The organism is Ensifer sp. ENS07 (genome assembly GCF_014852185.1).
Taxonomy (GTDB): domain Bacteria; phylum Pseudomonadota; class Alphaproteobacteria; order Rhizobiales; family Rhizobiaceae; genus Ensifer; species Ensifer adhaerens.
The window spans coordinates 21,683-41,014 of sequence record NZ_JACVBE010000012.1; the positions used below are offsets into that span (position 1 = coordinate 21,683).

At 64.6% G+C, this 19,332-nt stretch carries 13 protein-coding genes; 7 read left to right on the forward strand and 6 right to left on the reverse strand.

Annotated elements, in window-relative coordinates:
* Positions 1-2: 2 nt before the first annotated feature.
* A complete protein-coding gene (locus tag IB277_RS27840) occupies positions 3-776 on the forward strand; it encodes a thiazole synthase (protein ID WP_192372164.1) in 774 nt (257 codons plus the stop codon).
* Positions 773-1,378 carry a thiamine phosphate synthase gene (locus tag IB277_RS27845; RefSeq protein WP_060529364.1) on the forward strand — a complete coding sequence of 202 codons (606 nt, stop codon included), beginning with the start codon at positions 773-775 and terminating at the stop codon, positions 1,376-1,378. The genes IB277_RS27840 and IB277_RS27845 overlap by 4 nt, the downstream gene beginning before the upstream one ends.
* Before the next feature lie 34 nt (positions 1,379-1,412).
* Here IB277_RS27845 and IB277_RS27850 read toward each other — a convergent pair whose 3' ends face one another.
* Positions 1,413-3,098 carry an amidohydrolase family protein gene (locus IB277_RS27850; protein WP_192357020.1) on the reverse strand — a complete coding sequence of 562 codons (1,686 nt, stop codon included), beginning with the start codon at positions 3,096-3,098 and terminating at the stop codon, positions 1,413-1,415.
* Between the two features lie 171 nt (positions 3,099-3,269).
* Here IB277_RS27850 and IB277_RS27855 point away from each other — a divergent pair, with 171 nt between their 5' ends.
* From IB277_RS27855 to IB277_RS27865, 3 genes are all read left to right on the forward strand, one after another.
* Positions 3,270-7,385: an adenylate/guanylate cyclase domain-containing protein gene (locus tag IB277_RS27855; protein ID WP_192372167.1), complete on the forward strand. Its 4,116-nt coding sequence runs from the start codon at positions 3,270-3,272 to the stop codon at positions 7,383-7,385.
* On the forward strand, positions 7,382-8,941 hold the full coding sequence (locus IB277_RS27860) for a radical SAM protein (protein WP_090296481.1): 1,560 nt from the start codon (positions 7,382-7,384) through the stop codon (positions 8,939-8,941). The genes IB277_RS27855 and IB277_RS27860 overlap by 4 nt, the downstream gene beginning before the upstream one ends.
* A 169-nt stretch (positions 8,942-9,110) precedes the next feature.
* On the forward strand, positions 9,111-10,172 hold the full coding sequence (locus tag IB277_RS27865) for a GH25 family lysozyme (protein ID WP_192372169.1): 1,062 nt from the start codon (positions 9,111-9,113) through the stop codon (positions 10,170-10,172).
* A 43-nt stretch (positions 10,173-10,215) separates the two neighbouring features.
* Here the strand turns inward: IB277_RS27865 and IB277_RS27870 are convergent, their stop codons facing one another.
* Positions 10,216-11,694 (reverse strand): patatin-like phospholipase family protein, encoded by a 1,479-nt coding sequence (locus tag IB277_RS27870; protein ID WP_192357014.1) that lies wholly within the window; start codon positions 11,692-11,694, stop codon positions 10,216-10,218.
* Between the two features lie 225 nt (positions 11,695-11,919).
* On the opposite strand from IB277_RS27870, the gene IB277_RS27875 reads away from it, so the two are divergent.
* Together IB277_RS27875 and IB277_RS27880 are read left to right on the forward strand one after the other, a co-directional pair.
* Positions 11,920-12,594 (forward strand): response regulator transcription factor, encoded by a 675-nt coding sequence (locus tag IB277_RS27875; RefSeq protein WP_192372171.1) that lies wholly within the window; start codon positions 11,920-11,922, stop codon positions 12,592-12,594.
* Positions 12,591-13,961, forward strand: coding sequence for a HAMP domain-containing sensor histidine kinase (locus tag IB277_RS27880; RefSeq protein ID WP_192372173.1), 1,371 nt, complete (start codon positions 12,591-12,593; stop codon positions 13,959-13,961). Before IB277_RS27875 ends, IB277_RS27880 begins: the two co-directional genes overlap by 4 nt.
* A 113-nt stretch (positions 13,962-14,074) precedes the next feature.
* On the opposite strand, the gene IB277_RS27885 is transcribed toward IB277_RS27880, so the two are convergent.
* From IB277_RS27885 to IB277_RS27900, 4 genes are read right to left on the reverse strand one after another with little or no spacing between them, the layout of a single operon-like run.
* Complete coding sequence (locus IB277_RS27885; protein ID WP_192372175.1) at positions 14,075-15,448, reverse strand: alpha-glucosidase/alpha-galactosidase; 1,374 nt, start codon at positions 15,446-15,448, stop codon at positions 14,075-14,077.
* Between the two features lie 23 nt (positions 15,449-15,471).
* Positions 15,472-17,145, reverse strand: coding sequence for an ABC transporter ATP-binding protein (locus tag IB277_RS27890; RefSeq protein WP_060583954.1), 1,674 nt, complete (start codon positions 17,143-17,145; stop codon positions 15,472-15,474).
* A gap of 12 nt (positions 17,146-17,157) precedes the next feature.
* Positions 17,158-18,285 (reverse strand): ABC transporter permease, encoded by a 1,128-nt coding sequence (locus IB277_RS27895; protein WP_060583955.1) that lies wholly within the window; start codon positions 18,283-18,285, stop codon positions 17,158-17,160.
* On the reverse strand, positions 18,282-19,292 hold the full coding sequence (locus IB277_RS27900; protein ID WP_060521888.1) for an ABC transporter permease: 1,011 nt from the start codon (positions 19,290-19,292) through the stop codon (positions 18,282-18,284). The genes IB277_RS27895 and IB277_RS27900 overlap by 4 nt, the downstream gene beginning before the upstream one ends.
* Positions 19,293-19,332: the final 40 nt, after the last annotated feature.

Consider the following 19,332-nt stretch of genomic DNA (forward strand, 5'->3'; position numbering starts at 1 on the left):
ACATGCTGACGCTTTATGGACAGGACCTGCGCTCACGGTTGCTGCTCGGCACCGCCCGCTACCCCTCCCCCGCCGTTCTGGAAGATGCGGTGCGATCGTCAGGCACTGAGATCGTCACGGTCTCGCTCCGGCGCGAAACCGCCGGAGGCCGCCAGGGCGGCGCCTTCTTCGAACTGATCCGGGCGCTCGGCGTGCACGTGCTGCCGAACACCGCCGGCTGCCACTCGGTGTCAGAGGCGGTGCTGACGGCCAAGATGGCGCGCGAGGTCTTCGGCACCAACTGGCTGAAACTCGAAGTGATCGGCCACCACGATACGCTGCAGCCCGATGTCTTCGGGCTGGTCGAGGCGGCGCGCATCCTCTCGGCCGAAGGGTTCGAAGTCTTTCCCTACACCACGGATGATCTCGTGGTTGCCGAACGGCTCCTGGAAGCCGGCTGCAAGGTGCTGATGCCCTGGTGCGCGCCGATCGGCAGCGCCATGGGGCCGCAGAACATCCAGGCGCTCAGGGCAATGCGGGCCAACTTTCCCGATGTGCCGCTGATCGTCGATGCCGGCATCGGCCGGCCCTCGCACGCAACGACGGTGATGGAGTTCGGCTTCGATGCCGTCCTGCTCAACACCGCTGTAGCCGGCGCCGCCAAGCCCGCGCTGATGGCCGCTGCGTTCGCGGGCGCGATCGATGCCGGCCGGCAGGCCTTCGAGGCGGGCATGCTCGAACCGCGCGATTTTGCCGTCCCTTCCACCCCCGTCATCGGAAAGGCGGTGTTTGCGTGAAACTTGACCCCTTCTATCTCATCGTCGACAGCGCGGATTGGATCGAGCGGCTGGTGCCGCTCGGCGTCAAGCTGGTGCAGCTACGCGTCAAGGATCGTACGGAAGCGGAGATCCGCCGCGAGATCCGCGCGGCCAAGGCCGTTTGCGACGAGCAGGGCTGCCAGCTCATCGTCAACGACTACTGGCAACTGGCGATCGCGGAAGGCTGCGACTTCGTCCATCTCGGCCAGGAGGACCTGGCGGAGGCCGACCTTACTGCAATCCGCGCCGCCGGCCTGAAGCTCGGACTCAGCACCCATGACGAGACGGAACTGGAGACAGCACTTGCTGCCAAGCCCGACTATGTCGCGCTCGGACCGGTTTACCCGACCATTCTCAAGGCTATGAAGTGGGCGCCGCAGGGACTGCCGCGCCTTGCCGCCTGGCGGAACCGTGTCGGGTTGCTGCCGCTGGTCGCCATCGGCGGCCTCAACGTCGAGCGGATCGCCGGCGTCTTCGAGCACGGCGCCGACATCGCCGCCGTCGTTACCGACATCACCCGCAACGCCGACCCGGAAGGCCGGACGCGCGAATGGATCGCCAGAACCGCACCGTGGCGATAGGCACGTGCCGGACCGCGGGTAGCAGTCTCCGCGGTCAGGCGATCTCCAGCTGCGAGAGCCAGGAGGCGTCCAGGCCACGCTTGCGACAATAGGTGGCGAGCCGCTGGCGGGTCGGCCCCGGCCGGTCGAGGCCGAGGTAACGGGAGGCGTTCTTCCAGAAGATGTTCTGCTGGTCCTCCTCGCTGACATTGGCCTCCTTCAGTTGCTGGGCGATCCGCGGGACGTAGGCGTTGTAGTCCTTCTCCAGCGCCATCATCGACCAGTCGGTGCCGAACATCAGATGGCGCGCATCGGGATCGTAGTCCCGCAGCCATTTGTCGAGCAGCGCGCGGATTTTTTCGTGCAGCCCGGGCGTGTTGTCGGTGACGAGCTCGCTCAGATAGCTCAGGTCGGCAAACAGGTTCGGTCGGCGCCCGTGGTCGATCGTCTTGCCGATGATGTCCTCCCAGGTCGGCGGACCGGAGAATTTGTCCTGGGCGCAGGACACCATGACCCCCGTCGGCGCGCCCGGGCGAATGACTTCATCGAAAGCGCCGAAATGCGCCAGATTGATCCGCAAGTCATTGTAACGGTTGGTGTCGAGCAGCTTCTTCCAGTAGACGGGGCTCGCCATATTGCCATAGCCGCAGCCGGCGCCGATGCTGTTTTCCGCATGCGCCATGATCGGCACGCTGTTGTCGCGGCACCAGTCGTAGAGCCGCTTCAGCGCCGCATCGATCGCCGGATCCGCATTGCCCCATGCCTTGAAGCCCATCGGCGGGTAGATCTTCACGCCGATGAAGCCCTTTTCCATGATCGCGTAGCGGACGTTTTCCAGCGACGAGCCACGCTTCTGCGCCTCCCGGTGCGGATCGAAGCCGACGAAGCTGTGCATATGGATGCCGTGCCGCTTGATCACCAGCTGCTGGATCTCGTCCATCACGTCGATCTGGTCGTGCTGCGGCGATGCCCTGCCGCCGATCGACTTCTCGAAATCGAGGATGCTCGGCGTGATCATGGAAAACCGGCATTTCGACGCGAAGATCCGGGCATAGGTTTCCGCCAGGTTTTCTCGGTAGTCCTGCATGAGGCGCACGAAGGAAAGGTAGTTGCCGATCTGGTCGTGGGCCTTGGCGGCCGACGCCAGGGCATCGACATCCGTCTCCTCCACGCTGCCGGAGCGCCGCTGCAAGCCCTGGGGCAGGCCGGGGGTGCCGCCGATCTGTTCCAGCAGGCCTTGATAATCCGGCGTTTCGGCGCCGCTTCGTGCGGTCAACGATGCGCGCTGCTCGCCGGCTAGCGCGACCAGTTGCTTGACGGCGATGCGCAACTGCTCGTCCTTCCGCCGCTCGAACTCGGCGTCGGAGGGGCGCGGCACCCGCTTCTTGAGAATAGCGTCCTCGGCCTTAGCCTTGGGCGCGACGTCGCCAAGGGCCGTCACGAGGAAGACCACCAGGGCATTTTCCAGGCGCTTCGACTGCAGCGGATCGGCGGAGAGCTTTGCTTCCGGCAGTTTCTCCCGCAGCGCCACATAGCGCACCAGCCCTTCCACGGGCACATCGGCCGCGTTGAAGAAATGGCAGTGAACGTCGACGATCGGGTAGGGAAGCTCGCAGGCCGCGGCCGGTGGCCAGTCGTGTCGACACCCGGAAAGCACATTCGCCATCACGCCTGCCGAGAACAGCCGCAAGACATTGCGGCGTGTCACGGCGGCGACCGGACCAGCCCAGTCGACCCCCATCATCCCCTCCTGTTGCGAGACCCCCTCGAACAATCGGGCAAACATTACTCCGTTCGCAAGCGGCGTGGAACAGATATTTACTTGCCGTTACTGGAAACCCATAGGTCAACACGGGCGGCCTTTAAGTGCGAAAGGAGGCATGTTACTCTAAAATCTTGGGGAGAATTTTGCGTGGTAGGTGGCGCCGGCAAGAATGAATTCCAACGTTACCTGTCGGGAGCCCTGGTTCGATGGTCTGCCCCGGCGGCGACGGATTCGGCTGGCCCGACGCGCGAGGACTTTCCCGGCGCCTTGCTGTTCGCCGACATCTCCGGTTTTACCCGCCTGACCGCCAAATGGTCCGAAAGCGACCGCGCCGCCGGCGCCGAACGGGTGAGCCGGCTGCTCAACGGCTACATGGGGCCGCTCGTCCGGCATATCGAGGAACATGGTGGCACCGTGTTGAGCTTTGCCGGGGACAGCCTGCTTGCCGGCTGGCAGGCTGCCTCCGACAGCGAGCTGGAGCAGGCCGCCTGGCGCAGCTGCTATTGTGCCGGCCGCATCCGTGAAGAGATCGGCGGCCCGGGCGGGCCGGAGGACGCGCTGCAGCTGCGCATCGCCGTCGGCGTCGGCACCATCACCCTGCTGCACCTCGTTCCCCGCATCGACCAGCGCTGGCTGATCGTCGGCGGCGACTGCCTAGCGCAGGCGGACCATTGCGGCCTTTTGAGCGATGCCGGCGAAATTCTCGTCTCCGACACCGTGTGGCAGCTGATCGGCAAGCGGGCAACCGGCCGGCCCGGCCGGGAGGGCACCGCCCGCCTCGAACGCATCGATCCCTATTCGACCGCAACCGGGCAGCCCCACCCCCTTTCGGGCTTCGCCAGCAAGCGGCTTGAAGCCTACCTGCCGCTTTCGCTGCGCGGTCGGCTTCTCTCGCCGCTTTCGGAGTGGCTGGCGGACCTGAGAACCATTACGGCCCTGTTCGTGCATATCGTTGGCCCGGACCTCGAGAAAGATCTCGATCGGCTGAACCAGCTCGTTGCACGGTCGATCGCCGTTGTCGGCCGCACCGGCGGGGAAATCCTCCACACAGCCCTTCACGCAAACAGTCTCGAGATCTTCGCGGTCTTCGGTCTGCCCGGCCCCAAACATGCCGACAATGCGCGCCGCGCGATCGTTGCGGCGTTGCGTCTTTCAGGCGAGCTCGACGATCCCGATGTCGGCCTTTCGGCCGGCATCTCCACCGGCGAAAGCTTCTGCGGCGCGCTCGGCGCCAGCCACCGCGCGGACTACACGGTGGTCGGCGCCGCCGTGAACATGGCCGCGCGCCTGGCAAGCGTTGCCGCCGGGCGCATCCTTGTCGACCAGGCGACGGCAAAGGAGACGGCCAGCCAGATCGCCTTCTCCGGACCGTGGTCGCTGGCCATACCGGGCGTGCGCGGCGGCGTGTCTGCCTTCGCGCCGATTGCCGAGACGGTCGCAACGATCGACACCAAGTCACCGGCACTCCTCAACCGTGCGGCCGAAATGACGGCCCTTTCCGCCTATCTCGAAAGCGCGCGCAGGGGGCAGTCCGGCATCATGATCGTCAAGGGCGATTCCGGCGTCGGGAAGTCGGCCCTTCTGCGCGCCTTCGTCGAGCGCTGTCGCGACCGCGGCAACCGCGTGCTCGTCGGCAATGCCGACGACATCGAAAGCGACGTCCCCTATTTCGCCTGGCGCGGGGTTATCCGCGACCTGCTCGGTATCGGCGATCTGCGCGGCGCCGAGGCCACGGACCAGGTGGCGCTCTTCTTTGCGGAAAGACCGGAGCTTGCTTCCCTCGCGCCGCTGCTCAACGATGCCATCAACCTCACTTTGCCGGATACGCCGGAGACCCGGGCCATGTCCGGCGACGGGCGCTCCCATCGGCTGCGCGAGCTGCTGAGCGAGCTCATGGCCGACAGTCTCGCCGGGGGACAGGGCTTCGTCGTGCTCGAAGATGTGCACTGGCTCGACGAGGCGTCCGGCCAGCTGCTCGGGCGGCTGGTTTCAGGGGCGGCACCCGTGCCGGTGGTCGTATCGACCCGGACGACCCGCACACAGGAAGACCTGACCCGGTGGACCGGCCTGCACCACAACGGCGCCCAGACGCTCGATCTTTTGCCGCTCGACTTCGAGGGTACGATCGCGCTCGTTCGCGCATCAATCGGCAGCAACTCGCCCGCCGACGGCTTCGGCGAGGCGGTCTATGCGCAGTCGGCCGGAAACCCGCTGCTGATTTGCGAAATCTGCCGGATGATCGGCGAGCGCCGGCTGCCCAAGGCGGCCGAGCCTGCCGCAGCCGTCTCGCTGCTCTCCGAGCCCCGCTCGAACGATGCGACCCTGCTCAACACCGCCAAGGTTACCGTGATTGCCCGGACCGACCAGCTTCCGGCAGAGCTGCAGGTTCTCCTGAAGATCGCAAGCGCCATGGGCGCGACCTTCTCGCTTGCCGAGCTTGGCGCGCTGCCGCCGATCAGGAAGACGTCACTGGACATCGAGGCGAGCATCGAGCGGCTGCAGACGGCGCATCTGATCAAGCCCGCCGACGACCGCCCGGGCCGGTTCATGTTCAGCCATGCCGTCATCCGCCAGGCGATCTACGAAAGCCTGCTGTCGGAACAGCGCCATGAAGCGCATCGCGCGATCGCCAAGGCGATGGAGGAAGGCGGGCAGCCGGACAATGCGGAAAACCTGCCGCGCGTACTCAGCCACTGGGAGCGCGCAGGCGACGCCGCGCAGGCCTTCAACTATCTGGACCGCGTTGCCGAACTGCGGCTGCGCCAGTTCGACAACGCCGCCGTCGTCGATCTGATCGAGCGCTTCTTCAAGACAGCGCGCGACCTTTCGATCACCATTCTACCGGCAAGACGGGCGGCCGCCTGCTTCCTGCTCGGCGAAGCCAGCCTCAATCTTGGCCGCGCCGAAGCGGCCCGCCATGCCTATGAGGAAGGACTGCGGCTTTCCGGCCTACCGCTGCCGCGCACCTCTGCCGGCCTCGCGCTGCATCTCGTACTCGATCTCGCCGAACAGGTGTGGCGGCGCACCATCCACCGCGACGCGGACTGGATCCTGAAGCGCGAAATCTCGCGATCGCCGTCCGATCCCTTCCTGCTTGCGGCGAAGGCGCATGAGGACCTGACGCGGATCTATTACTTCACCAGCGAGAAGCTGCGGCTGATCCATGCGACGCTGAGGGCGACGAACCTTGCCGAAAGAAACAAATACGTCTCCCCGACGACCGCCGCCAATTATGCCAGCCTCGGCGCCATATGCGGCGTGATCCCGCTGCACAGCCAGGCCGAACACTACAGTCGGCTGGCGGCAGCACTTTCCGAACGCGTCGACCAGTTGGGAACGCGCGTGCGGGTCGACTTACTGTCGGGCATGTACCAGATCGGCATCGGTCATTGGCACGCGGGCAAGCGGGCGTTCGAGGCCGGCCTGAACAATGCGGCGACGGTCGGCGACCTGAGGCGCTGGTGCGAAGTGGCGGTCGGGCTGGAGACGATTTCCGGCCCTTGGCTTTTGACCTCCGCCTTCGAGGGCATCGCGCCCTGGGAGATCCTCGTGCAGCGGATCTGCGAGGAAGGGCGCCGGCGCGGGGACATGCAGGTGCTCGGCTGCGGCCTGCTCGGCCGTCTCAGGGGCCACGCAGCACTTGGCCGCTGGAACGCGATCGACACCGACCTCGACGAACTCGAACAGATCCTTCGCGAAAAGGGTGACGGGCTGGAACTCGTCCATTCAATCGAAGGCGCATCGCTTCTGAGCGAGGCCGCCCGGCGCCGGGGCAACAGCACGGAGGCCGCAAGCTGGCTCGAGCGCGCGCTTTCCTGGTGCGAGACGCTCAACCCGGCGATGAAGACGCGAACGCTACCGGCGCTCGCCCGTCTCTTCGATGTCGCCAGCGACCCTGACGGAGGCGACCTGCTGGCCGCACAGCTCGTCCTTAGAAAACTCGAGCGCTTTGCGCGGGTTTACCCGATCGGCCGACCGGTGGCAGCGCTCGGCGAAGCGACCCTGCATCTGCGCCGCGGCCAACAACGCCGCGCCGAGCGCGTCACCCAGTATGCCCTCGCGGAGGCGATCCGGCTGGAGATGCCGGCCGTCGCGCTTGCCGCCCTGCAGCATGCCGCCGGACCGAGAGACGCCGAAGCGCGCCAGGCGTTCGAGACGATGTTTTCGCTGCGCCGGGCCACGTGGTGCGAGGTTCTTCCGCTTGGCCAAACCGACCAGACGCCGCATGTCCAGTTTGCCAGATCTCAGGGGAGCCGCGCATGAACCGTCCCAGTCCTCCCCGCATCCTGATCGTGCTAGCCCATTTCGACGAAACCCGGAACCCCAGGGGCCGCCCCGACTTCATCCCCCAGGGAACCGGCCACCTGTTCCTGGCGGGCGCCTTTGCCCGCGACCGCGTGGACCTTCGCGCCTACAGCGAATTCCATGACGGACCGCTCGTCGACGAGGCAGCCTTTGCCGACCTCGACATGCTGGTGTTGACGGGCGTGACCGCAGCCTTCGACCGGATGCAGCACCTGACGGCCTATGCCCGCACCAAGTCACCCGGTTGCGTCGTCGTCGCGGGCGGGCCGGTCGTGCGCAATCTACCGGTTTCGAGCGCCGAAACCTTCGACTACGCCTGCGACGGTGACGTCGAGGAGATGCAGGCGGTCATCAGGGAGGTGTTTGGCGAATGGGCCGTCTCCGAGACGATCCTGCCGCGCTTCGACCTTGCCAATTGGCGCGGTCCGGTCAGCTACATCGAGACGAGCCGCTACTGCAATTTCAAGTGCAGCTTCTGTGCGCTAACCGCCGAAGGCAGACGCTATCACAGCTACGACCCCGCCTATATCGAGGCGCAGCTGCGCAACGCCCCGCCGAAGAAATACGTGCTGTTCATCGACAACAACTTCTACGGCAACAGCAAGGACGTCTTCTATGACAAGCTCGAAGTGATCCGATCGCTGTGGCGGGAGGGGCTGTTTCAGGGCTGGATTGCGCTCGTCACCGGCGACTTCTTCCGCGATCCCGCCAATCTGGAAGCCGTGCGGGCGGCCGGCTGTCTCGGCCTTTTCAGCGGCGTCGAAACGCTGAACGAAGCGCAACTGAAACGCTACCAGAAAAAGCAGAACCTGGTGGTGCCGCAACTGGAGGCGATCCAGACCTGCCTCAACGCCGGCGTCGCCTTCCAGTATGGCTTGATGTTCGATCCGTCGTCGCAGACGATCGAGGCTATGCAGGAGGAGCTCGCCTTCATCACCGGCGAAACCACGATGCCTCTGCCGGCGTTCCTAAGCCTGACGATCCCGCTGCTCGGCACGCCACTCTTCGACGAGTGCGTCGCCGACGAACGCTTCCTGCCCTCGGCCAAGCTGCGCGACATGGATGGCTTCACCCTGATGACCCGTCCGCTCGATGGTCTTGAGGACGTGGCCCTCTTTGCCCGCAAGTTGTCGCGCCTCGACGGCAACCGCGCCCGTATCCTGCGCCATTGCCTGGGGTTCTACCGCAACTACCGCCACTCGCTTTCCGGGCGGCAGATGATCCACCTGCTGGCCAACAGCCTGCGCCTCGCGCTTCCTTCGGTCCTGCATCGCCACGGCCTGCCGACGCGCTCGGGAAGCGACGAAAATCTCACCTATGTGACGACGACACAGCCGCTCGGCCCGCTCTACACACCAGCCTTCCGGGTCGGCGAGGGTTTCCGTTCGCATTTTGCGCCGACGATGATCACCGACGCGTCCGGCGCGCTCGACGACACCATCGCCCGCAACCTCGAATTCCGCACCAGCCGCCGGCAACGGACAGGCACCGGCATCGAACATTCGTCCAGCTGACAGCGCCACCACGCCTGCGTCAAAGTGCCCGGCCCGATGCAACCTCCAGTGCGTGAAATTGGGTTCGCTTGGTAAGATTGGATTCAAACTTTTTGGGTAAGCTTCCGTTAGCTATTTCACACCTGTCGGCCGGCGATCGCCGTCGACCTTGTTTTGCGTACGGGTGCCCATGCGTCTTTCAGCTGCGACCGCAATCCTTTTTGCCGGCCTCATTTCGGGCTGCTCCTCCAGTTCGAGCCTGGACACCATCGCGCCGCCCTCGCGCGAAACGACGAGTTCGGTCGCGATGTCGGCCGCACCGGTGCCCGCCGCCAATGTCGGCGCGCGGGTCGCGCAGATGACGCCGCCGCAGAACGTTCAATCGGCACCGCCCCAAGAAATGCTCGCCTGGGCCGGACCGGTCCCGGAGCCGGAAGCCTTTGCACCCGCGGCAAACACCACGACGACGCTCGCCGCGCCTGTTCCGGACGCGCGGCCGGTCGCTTTCGTCGCGCCGGAAAATCCGGTGACCCAGGCGATGCCACAGGGCCGCTCGCGGATCTACGGTCATCGTTTCCGTGACGCCAAGCCGATCAACTTCGGCCGCGCCAAAAATCCGCGCAAGATGGCCGTGCATGGCGTCGACGTCTCGCGCTGGCAGGCTGACATCGACTGGGCTCGGCTGCGTACACAAGGGGCGAACTTCGCCTTCATCAAGGCGACCGATGGCGGCGACCACCTCGACCCGATGTTCAAGAAGAACTGGCGCGCTGCCAAGGCGGCCGGCATCCGCCGCGGCGCCTATCACTTCTTCTACTGGTGCCGCACGGCCGGCGAACAGGCCGACTGGTTCATCCGCAACGTTCCGCGTGAACCGGGCGCGCTGCCGCCTGTCATCGACGTCGAATATAACGGCGAATCGAGCTGCAAGCGTCGCCTGTCGCCCGAGCGCGTGCGCGAAAAGATGCAGGTGTTCATGGACAAGCTCGAGGCCCATTACGGCCAGCGTCCTATCATCTACACGGCGCCGGACTTCTACGCCGACAACCTGCAGGGCGCTTTCAAGAACTATCCGTTCTGGCTGCGTGCCGTCGCCCAGCACCCGTCGATCGTCTACCCGAACCGCAAGTGGCTGTTCTGGCAGTATTCCGGTTCTGGCCTTTCTCAAGGCGTCGATGGCAAGATCGACCTCAACGTCTTCCACGGCAGCGAGGACCAGTGGCACGACTGGCTGGAGACACGGGCGAACTGAGCCGGCAGGCTCTCGCTAACCTGCCTTCTCAGTCTGCAACCTCTCAATCCGCGCGGGCCAGCTTCGGCCCGCCATGGTTGACGCGGTCGAGGAACCGCCGATAGCCGGCATTGTCGCGCAACAGGCGCCGGCCGAGATCCGCAAGAAAATCGACGTCCTTTTCGTTGAGGCTCAGCCGATTGTGCAGCCCGAGGATCCGCCGCGCCAGCACCGGGTCGGATACATCCGACAGCGCCAGCCGGATGATATCGACATCGAGATCGCCGCAGCCCCGCTTGGCGCCGCTGCTGCCGCACCGCCAAGTCACGAAGCTTTCCCGCCAGGCCGGCAGATGATCGCGCAGCGCATCGAAGCTCTGAAGATTGGGAATATTGATCATCGCGTCGATGGCGGCGACGATCGCATCGGGAGCCTTGGGGTTGTCGACTGTCTTCGAGATGTCCCCGCCGATCCGCGTGGAGGCATCGACGACGATGACAACCAAATGCCTGAGACGGAAGGCGCGCTCCGCTGGGATGGGTTCCGGAGCACCCCGGCCCATCAGGTGCAGCAGGCTTTGCGTTCCGATGCCATCGACCAGGCCGCCATCGTAGAGTTTCAGATAGTTGAGATCCCTTGCCGTTTCATAGCGCCTGAGGGAGCCAGCGTATTCGCGCGCAACGAGCGAGCCCGGCGCGCGAACCCCTGTCTTCTGTGTTTTCGCTTCCGGCAACGCCTCGCAACCGCTTCGGAAGTTCTGCAAGGTCAGCGGCGCGAAAACGACCGGGACGGCGGCCGAGGCCGCAACCGCATAGGCGAGCGGATAGTCGTCGTAGCTGCTGCAGATGGCGGTGAACGAGGCACGGTCGAAGATGAACGGTGAGCGGTTATAGAGATCGGTCGCGTGGATCACCAGGCGCGGATGGCCGGAGCGCGAGATGTTGCCGAGCGTTGCGCCGTTAAACAGGTTGGCGTCGAGCCAGGCCGGAAAACCGGAGAGATCGTTCACCCCGCCGCGATAGCCGCGCAGGATATTGGGTGGTGAAAACGACGTCCTGAGCGAGGCCTCGACATCGCGTCCGAGAAACCGCTTGCGGAAATCCTCAAGGCCCGCGCGGCCGTTCAAGGCAAAATAGGAGGCGAGCACAGCACCTCCGGAGACGCCGGCAACAACCCCGACATCGTCGGCAAGCCGGCGCCCTCGCCCGCCCGGGGACGGCGCCTCGGCCAACGCCGACAGGACGCCGTAGCCGAAGGCAGCAGAGCGGGCGCCGCCACCGGAAAAGGCAAGGATGATGCCGGTGTCGCTCACATCAAACGTCGACTGCGCAAGCGGCACGGCACCCGTCGTCAGTTCAAGTCGTCTGTTGGTGGGCATCACGTCCGGGCCGGCGCAGCCGGCGGTGGCAAAAGCGAGCGCCAAGGTACCGTGACGCAGGAAACGACCTGCGCGCGCAAGTGCAACCGGATGCGCTGCACGCCAGCCAGCCGGCCTTTCCCTGCGTTGTCTGAGTGTAGGCGACGTCCGTTTGCTGAATGTCATGCGCCGTGATCCGGGTTGGCTTTGCCCGCGAACCCCGTTCTTGAGGTTTCACTGCTGCACAGCCTAAGGATCAAGATTGAGACAGCATGTCATGCAGGGCGCCCGCAACGAATGATTGTGCGGCGACAAAGATCGGGATTACCTTGCGGCGGGATGACAGGTTCCCTCAATGAAGCGGCACTAGGATCGCGCGCGTAGGCAAGTTGCACGGGGTAAAGCGCATTCATGCGGGTCTTGCTGGTCGAAGATGAGAAGGAGCTCGCGGGGGCGCTGAAGGCCGCGTTGAGCCATCACCGGATGATCGCCGATCATGCGCGCGATCTCGCTGAGGCCGCGCTGATCCTCAACGACGCCGTCTATGACGTGGTCGTGCTCGATCGCAAGCTGCCCGATGGCGACGGGCTCTCGCTCATCCCAGTGATACGGGCGCGCGGCAACACCGTGCCGGTGTTGATGCTGACGGCGCTCGACGACCTCGCCGACCGGGTGGCGGGGCTCGATGGCGGCGCCGACGACTATATTGGCAAGCTCTTCGCCTTCGAGGAACTGCTGGCGCGGCTGCGCGCGCTTGCCCGTCGCCCGGTTCCGGTGCAATCCGATGTCGTCACCGTCGGTCGGCTCTCCTTCGATCTCGCCCATTGCGAGGCGAGCGTGGCCGGCACGCCGCTGAAGATGCCGCGGCGCGAGCTTCTGGTGCTTGAAACGCTGACCCGTCGCATGGGACGCATGGTGCTGCGTGCCGCCCTGATGGAGGCCGTGTTCGGGCTCGACGACGAGATCCAGTCCAATGCGCTCGACACCCATATCTCGCGCGTGCGCCGCAAGCTGACGGACGCAGACGCGGGCGTGACCATCAACGGCATCCGCGGCGTCGGCTATCTTCTCAGAGAAGACCAATGAGCGGCCGCGCTTCCCATTCCTTCAAATGGCGGCTCGTCGGCTGGCTCGTGCTGTTCGAAACGGTAGCGACCCTTGTCGTCATCGCCATTGCGGTCGGCCTGCTCTGGGTGACCGGCTATCTCATCGACGGCTACGAGAACGGCAATGTTGACGTCTTGAAGGACGCGATCACCCGCAAAGCCGATGGCGGGCTCGAACTTCAGGAAACGCCGGAGCTGCAGCGGCTGCGCCAACAGGCGGGAAAGATCTGGTTCATCGTTCGCGACAGACAAGGGCACAGCCTCTCGGACGGCACGGTGCCGGAAGAATTCGCCTTTGCGGTCGCCGGGCTCGAGCGCATGAACGACGCCCGCTTCCGGCTTTCGCCCGACAAGAATGCCCGTCCGGAAGCGGTCGTCAAATGGCTCGAGTCGCCGGCCGGCATGGTCCAGATCTTCAGCGGCACGGAGGGACAATTGACGCTCGGCCGCCTGCTGCTCAGCACCACCGGCGCCTTCCTCAGCATCTTCGTGCCGATGCTGCTACTGCTCGCCTTTGCGACCGTGGTCGTCACCCCGATCGTCGTTCGAAGGATGCTCTCGGGCCTGTCGCACGCGGCCTCGCATGCCGCCCACATCGAATATGACCAGCGAGGCATCCAGATGCCGGTGACGGGTGTTCCCAATGAGTTTCTGCCGCTGGTGACGGCCGTCAACGATGCGCTGACAAGGCTCGATGACGGCTATACGATACACAAGCGCTTCCTGGCCCAGGCGGCGCATGAGTTGCGCACGCCGGTCGCCATTCTCGGCGCTCGCATCGCCTCGCTGCCGCCGGGACCGGACAAGACCCGCCTCAACGAGGACGTGACGCGCCTTTCCATTCTGGCGGGTCAGCTTCTCGATCTCGAACGGCTCGACGCCCAGAGGGATGATTTCAGGCCCATCGATCTCGCAGCGCTTGCCGAGCGGGTGATCGTCGCGCTCGCGCCACTTGGCTTCGGGGCAGGTTACGAGATGACATTCGAGGCCGATCAACACCCTGTCATGGTGGCGGGAGACGAGGCGTCGCTGGAGCGAGCGCTCACCAATCTCGTGCAGAACGCCATCGACCACGGCGGAAGGCGCGGCACAATCACGGTCAAGGTCGATCCTCAGGGCGTGATCGTTGTCTGCGACGACGGCGACGGCATTCCGCGCAGCGAAACCGACCGGATCTTCGAGCCGTTTCAGCGGCTTCGCAAGGACGGCAAGGGCGCGGGCCTCGGCCTCAACCTCGTGCAGAAGATCGTGCACCTGCATGGCGGCTACGTCGACGTCTCCCGCTCGGCGTCCGGCGGCGCCTGCATGCGGATCGTGTTGCCGCTGGCGGCAGCCGTAACAGCTTGAGAAGAACAAGCCCCGGAACCGGCGCTGTCGGTCTTGCCCCGTAAATCGGCTAGGACATGGGGGAAGACGACATGCGGTTCCGGGGTTCGACGCGGCCTGACCGGGAGAAAAAGTCAGGCTGCCTGGACCTTTTTCGAAACGCGCGCCCATTCCGGGATCCAGTCGCGATGCGCGACGAGCAGGTCGTCGACGAGCGACCAGATCTGGTCGAGATCGAGTTCGGCCGCCGTGTGCGGATCCATCATTGCGGCGTGGTAGAGATGCTCGCGGTTCTCGGTCATGAGCGCCTGAACCGTCAGCTCCTGCACGTTGATGTTGGTGCGGATCAGCGCCGTCAGCTGCGGCGGCAGATCGCCGATGAAGGTCGGCTGGATACCCGAGGCATCGACGAGGCAGGGAACTTCAGCGGCGCAATTTTCCGGCAGCGAGGTGATGCAGCCGTTGTTCCTGAGGTTGCCGTAGATGACGGAGGGTTCGCCGGTCCAGACCGAGTTCATGATCGAAGACGCGTATTCGTGGCTCTCGGCCACTTCGATCGTCTCGGCTTCCTTGAAGGCAGCCGCCTGCCCCTTCCAGCGTTCGATCTGCTCGACGCAGCGCTTCGGGTACTCGTCGAGCGGGATGCCGAACTTCTCGATCAGGTCGGGACGGCCGTCCTTGATGAAATAGGGCGTGTACTCGGCGAAATGCTCGGAGCTTTCGGTGACGAAATAGCCGAGCCGCGTCAGCATCTCGTAGCGCACCTTGTTGGGGCAGCGCGGGTTCCAGTGGCTGGGCTTGGGGAAGCGGCCTTCGCGGTAGCCGCGCACCAGATCCGGATAGAGATCGCGGAAGCTGCCGTCGGCCTGTTTGTGTTCGAACTTGAGGAAGAAGGCCATGTGGTTGATGCCGGCGGCGCGGTAGCGGATCTCCGAAACCGGGATGTCGAGATCGCGTGAAAGCTCGTAGGCCGTGCCCTGGACAGAATGGCAAAGGCCGACCTGACGGATCGTCGGATACTTCTCGGAGATCGCCCAGGTGTTGATCGCCATCGGGTTGACGTATTGCAGCAGGATCGCGTTCGGGCAGACCTGCAGCATGTCCTCGCAGATCTTCCAGAGATGCGGCACGGTGCGAAGGCCGCGCATGATGCCGCCGACGCCGAGCGTATCGGCAATGGTCTGGCGCAGGCCGTACTTCTTCGGCACCTCGAAATCCGTGACCGTGCAGGGCTCAAAGCCGCCGATCTGGAAGGCGACGACGACGAAGTCCGCACCCTCCAGCGCCTTTCTCTGGTTGGAATGGGTCTCGATATCAGCCTTGACGCCGAGCGTGCGCACCAGCTTGCCGGCGACGACCTCGCTTTCGCCGAGGCGCTCGGGGTTCACGTCCATCAGCGCGATCGTCGCGGCCGACAGCGCCGGACGCTGCAGTACGTCGCCGATGATGTTCTTCATGAAGACGGTGGAGCCGGCGCCGATGAAGGTGATCTTGGGTTGTCTGGTCATGGATTGCCTCTGCTTTCTAGCGGTCATGCTGCCACATCGAAGGCGGCTCTCACGAGCCTTTCGGTGTAGGCGGTCTTGGGATTGGACAGAATTTCGCTCACCGGCCCCTCCTCGACTATTCTGCCGTGCTGCATCACCACCACCCGATGGCAGAGCGCGCGCACGACCTTGAGGTCATGGGAGATGAAGAGGTAGCTCAGGCCCCGCTCGTCCTGCAGCTTGCGCAGCAGTTCGATGATCTGGGCCTGGACCGAGAGATCGAGCGCCGAAGTCGGCTCGTCGAGCAGGATGAATTCAGGCTCAAGCGCGATGGCCCGGGCGATCGCAATGCGCTGGCGCTGGCCGCCGGAGAACTCATGCGGAAAGCGCGACAGGATGTTGCCCGGCATGCCTGCGGCGTTAAGCGCATCCACCACCCGGTCGAGCCGGTCCTTCCGGTTCTCACCGATGCCGTTGACGACCAGCCCCTCCTCGATGATCTGGCCGATCGACATGCGCGGGTTGAGCGAGGCGAAGGGGTCCTGAAAGACGATCTGGATGCGCGAGCGCAGAGGCCGCATCTGGGTCCGGTCCTTGTCGTGGATCGGGATGTCGTCGAAGTAGATCTCGCCGCCATCGGGGTTGAGCAGGCGGATCAGCGCCTGGCCGAAGGTCGTCTTGCCCGATCCGGATTCGCCGACGAGCCCCAGCGTTTCGTGCTTGCGCAGATTAAGGCTGAGCTTGTCGACCGCGACCAACTCAGAAAACTGCGAGCGGAAAAGACCGCCCTTCTTCAGCATGAAGGAGACCTTCACGTCCCGCCCGTCGAGCATGATCGGGGCGTTGTCCGGTAGCGGTTTAGCCGCACCCGACGGCTCCGACGAGAGCAGCCGTTTGGTATAGGCATGCAACGGGTTGGCGAAGAGCGCGGCCGTGGTGTTGTGCTCCTTCACCTCGCCGTACTGCATGACGTAGACGTAGTCCGAGAACTGCCGAACCACCGTCAGGTCGTGGGTGATCAGGATCACCGCCATGCCGAGCTCGCGCTGCAGGTCTCGGATGAGGTTGAGGATCTGCGCCTGGACGGTGACGTCGAGCGCCGTCGTCGGCTCGTCGGCGATCAGCACATCCGGATCGTTGGCGAGTGCCATCGCGATCATCACCCGCTGGCGCTGGCCGCCGGAGAGCTGGTGTGGATACTGATTGATCCGAAGCTCCGGGTCCGGGATCCGCACGTGGCGCAGGAGCTCCAGCGCCCGCTCGGTCGCGGCGCGTCGGCTTATCCTGCGATGCGCCCGGATCGCCTCGATGATCTGCGTGCCGACCGTGTAGACCGGATTGAGCGAACTCATCGGCTCCTGGAAGATCATCGCAAGGCGATTGCCACGCAAACCGCGCCGCTCACGCGGCGAGAATTTCAGCACGTCCTTGCCGTCATAGTCGATGCGCGATTGGGGGGCGATCGTGGCGCGCTTGGAGAGCAGCCCCATGACGCAGCGCGCGGTAACCGACTTGCCCGAGCCGGACTCGCCGACGATGGCGATGGTCTCGCCGCGGTAGAGCTGGAAGGAAACATCCTTCACCGCCTCCACCGTGCCGTGTTCGACCTTGAATCGAACCGCGACATTGCGCGCGTCGATGACCGGCCGGCCGTCCCGGTTCGCAAGGTCCTTGCGCTCGGGCGGAGCAGCGGTGAGGACGTCGATTGTCTCTGTCATGATGCGTCCTCCTCAATAGGGATCGATGGCGTCGCGCAGACCGTCTCCAAGCGCATTGAAGGCGAAGACCGTAACAAGCACGAAGGCGACGGGCGACAGGATCCAGGGGTAGGACCCGATGACGGAATAGGTGGAGGTATCCTGCAGCATCAGCCCCCAGGAAATGAGCGGCGGCTTGACCGCAAAGCCGAGGAACCCGAGGAAGGATTCGAGCAGCACCACCTGCGGGATCGACAGCGTGACGGCGACGATCACATGGCTCATCACGTTCGGCAGGATGTGCTGGAAGATGATGCGCCGGTCGCTGGCGCCGACGGCGATCGCCGCCCGCACATAGTCGATGCGGGCAAGCGCCAGCGTCTTGCCGCGCACCTCGCGCGACATCTGCGCCCAGCCGAGCGCCGACATGACGATGATGACGAAGGCGAGGAAGACATTGGTGGGTGCCGTCACCGGGATCAGCGAGGTCAGCGCCAGATAGAGCGGCAATTGCGGGAAGGCGAGCACCAGTTCGACGAAGCGCTGTGTCCAGACGTCGAAGCGCCCGCCGAAATAGCCCGACGCCATTCCGACGGTCGTGCCGACGACGGTGACGATCGAGACGACGATGAGGGCGATCATCAACGAGATGCGCGAGCCGACGAGAATGCGTGACAGCACGTCGCGGCCAAACTTGTCGGTACCGAGCAGATGCACCGGCGAGCCATCGACCGCGCCAAAGAAATGGCGCTCGGCCGGGATCAGGCCGAAGAGACTGTAGGGCGCGCCCTTGACGAAGAAGCCAAGGATCTGCGGATTGTCGTAGTCGGGGCCGATGATCGGCTGAAAGGTGATCGGGTCGAGTTCCGTACCTTCGCTGAGCGGATAGCTGCGCGGCGAGAAAACGAGGTTGCCGTCCTTATCGGTAAAGCTGATCGCCTGCGGCGGCGCAAAGGCGACGCCCGTGGCCTTCGGATCGACCGGCGACAGGAAGTCGGCAAAGACCGCCATGAAGAGCAACAGGCCAACGAGCACGAGGCCGAGCATGCCGGTCCAGGAGCGCTTCAGCCGGCGCCAGACGAGCGCAGGATAGCTTTCGTTGTGCTGCTCGTTCTTGGGTTCGACGACGAGCGGAAGGGTTGTTTGCATCTCGACGGTCATGCTGGGGCTCCTCCGAGACGCACGCGCGGATCGAGTGCGGCCAACAGCATGTCGGCGATGATGTTGCCGAGGATAAGGGTCGCCGACAGAACCAGCATGAAGGTGGCGGTGACATAGACGTCGCCCACCCACATGGAGCCGACGATGGCCGGTCCGACGGTCGGCAGCGCGAAGATGATCGCCGTCTCGATCTCGCCGGTCAGCATGTAGGGCAGCACAACGCCCTGGTACATGATCAGCGGATGCAGGGCATTCGGCACCGCATGGCGCATGACCACCGCGCCTTCGCTCAGGCCCTTCGCCCGGGCGGTTTCGACATATTGCGCGTTCAGCGTGTCGAGCAGATTGCCGCGCATCACCCGCATATTGTAGGCGAGGCCGCCGAAAGTGGCGATCGCCACGACCGGCCAGACATGTTTGACGAGGTCGACGAATTTGTCCCAGGACCAGGGCGCACCGCCATAACGGGCCGAGTGGAAGCTGTTGATTTCGCTCACATTGAAATGGAAGACGAGGATGTAGACGATGATCAGCGCCATCAGGAAGCGGGGCACCGTCATGCCGAGGAAGGCCACCGTCGAAAGCAGGCTGTCGATCCAGGAATACTGCCGTGTCGCGGCGATGATACCGAAGGATATGCCGATGATGGACGCCAGGATGTGGCAGACGAGCGCCAATGCCAGCGTGCGCGGCAGGCGTTCGCCGACGACATCGGCAACAGGCTTGTTGTAATAGAGGCTGTGGCCGAAATCGCCGCGCGTCAGGATGCCGGTCATCCAGTTGACGTATTGAACCGGCAGCGGCTTATCGAGGCCATGCTCCTTGCGATAGGCCTGCGCCTGGGCTTCGGCTTCCTCATAGGATGCGCCACCCTGGTTGATCAGCTGCGAGCGGATGTAATCGCTGTAGTCTCCGGGCGGCGCCTGGATGATGGCGAAGGTCGCCACGCTCAAGACAAGCAGCACCGGAATGGCAGAGGCGATGCGGACAAGCAGAAACCTGAACATGCCGTTTCCTTCTGTCGGTTAAGATGAGGCGCCGCCCCTC

Bases quoted from the DNA above. Each gene is read 5' to 3' on its own strand.
- IB277_RS27840 (WP_192372164.1), top strand. From the start codon at position 3: ATGCTGACGCTTTATGGACAGGACCTGCGCTCACGGTTGCTGCTCGGC.
- IB277_RS27850 (WP_192357020.1), bottom strand. From the start codon at position 3,098: ATGGGGGTCGACTGGGCTGGTCCGGTCGCCGCCGTGACACGCCGCAAT.
- IB277_RS27860 (WP_090296481.1), top strand. From the start codon at position 7,382: ATGAACCGTCCCAGTCCTCCCCGCATCCTGATCGTGCTAGCCCATTTC.
- IB277_RS27865 (WP_192372169.1), top strand. From the start codon at position 9,111: ATGCGTCTTTCAGCTGCGACCGCAATCCTTTTTGCCGGCCTCATTTCG.
- IB277_RS27870 (WP_192357014.1), bottom strand. From the start codon at position 11,694: ATGACATTCAGCAAACGGACGTCGCCTACACTCAGACAACGCAGGGAA.
- IB277_RS27875 (WP_192372171.1), top strand. From the start codon at position 11,920: ATGCGGGTCTTGCTGGTCGAAGATGAGAAGGAGCTCGCGGGGGCGCTG.
- IB277_RS27880 (WP_192372173.1), top strand. From the start codon at position 12,591: ATGAGCGGCCGCGCTTCCCATTCCTTCAAATGGCGGCTCGTCGGCTGG.
- IB277_RS27885 (WP_192372175.1), bottom strand. From the start codon at position 15,448: ATGACCAGACAACCCAAGATCACCTTCATCGGCGCCGGCTCCACCGTC.
- IB277_RS27890 (WP_060583954.1), bottom strand. From the start codon at position 17,145: ATGACAGAGACAATCGACGTCCTCACCGCTGCTCCGCCCGAGCGCAAG.
- IB277_RS27895 (WP_060583955.1), bottom strand. From the start codon at position 18,285: ATGACCGTCGAGATGCAAACAACCCTTCCGCTCGTCGTCGAACCCAAG.
- IB277_RS27900 (WP_060521888.1), bottom strand. From the start codon at position 19,292: ATGTTCAGGTTTCTGCTTGTCCGCATCGCCTCTGCCATTCCGGTGCTG.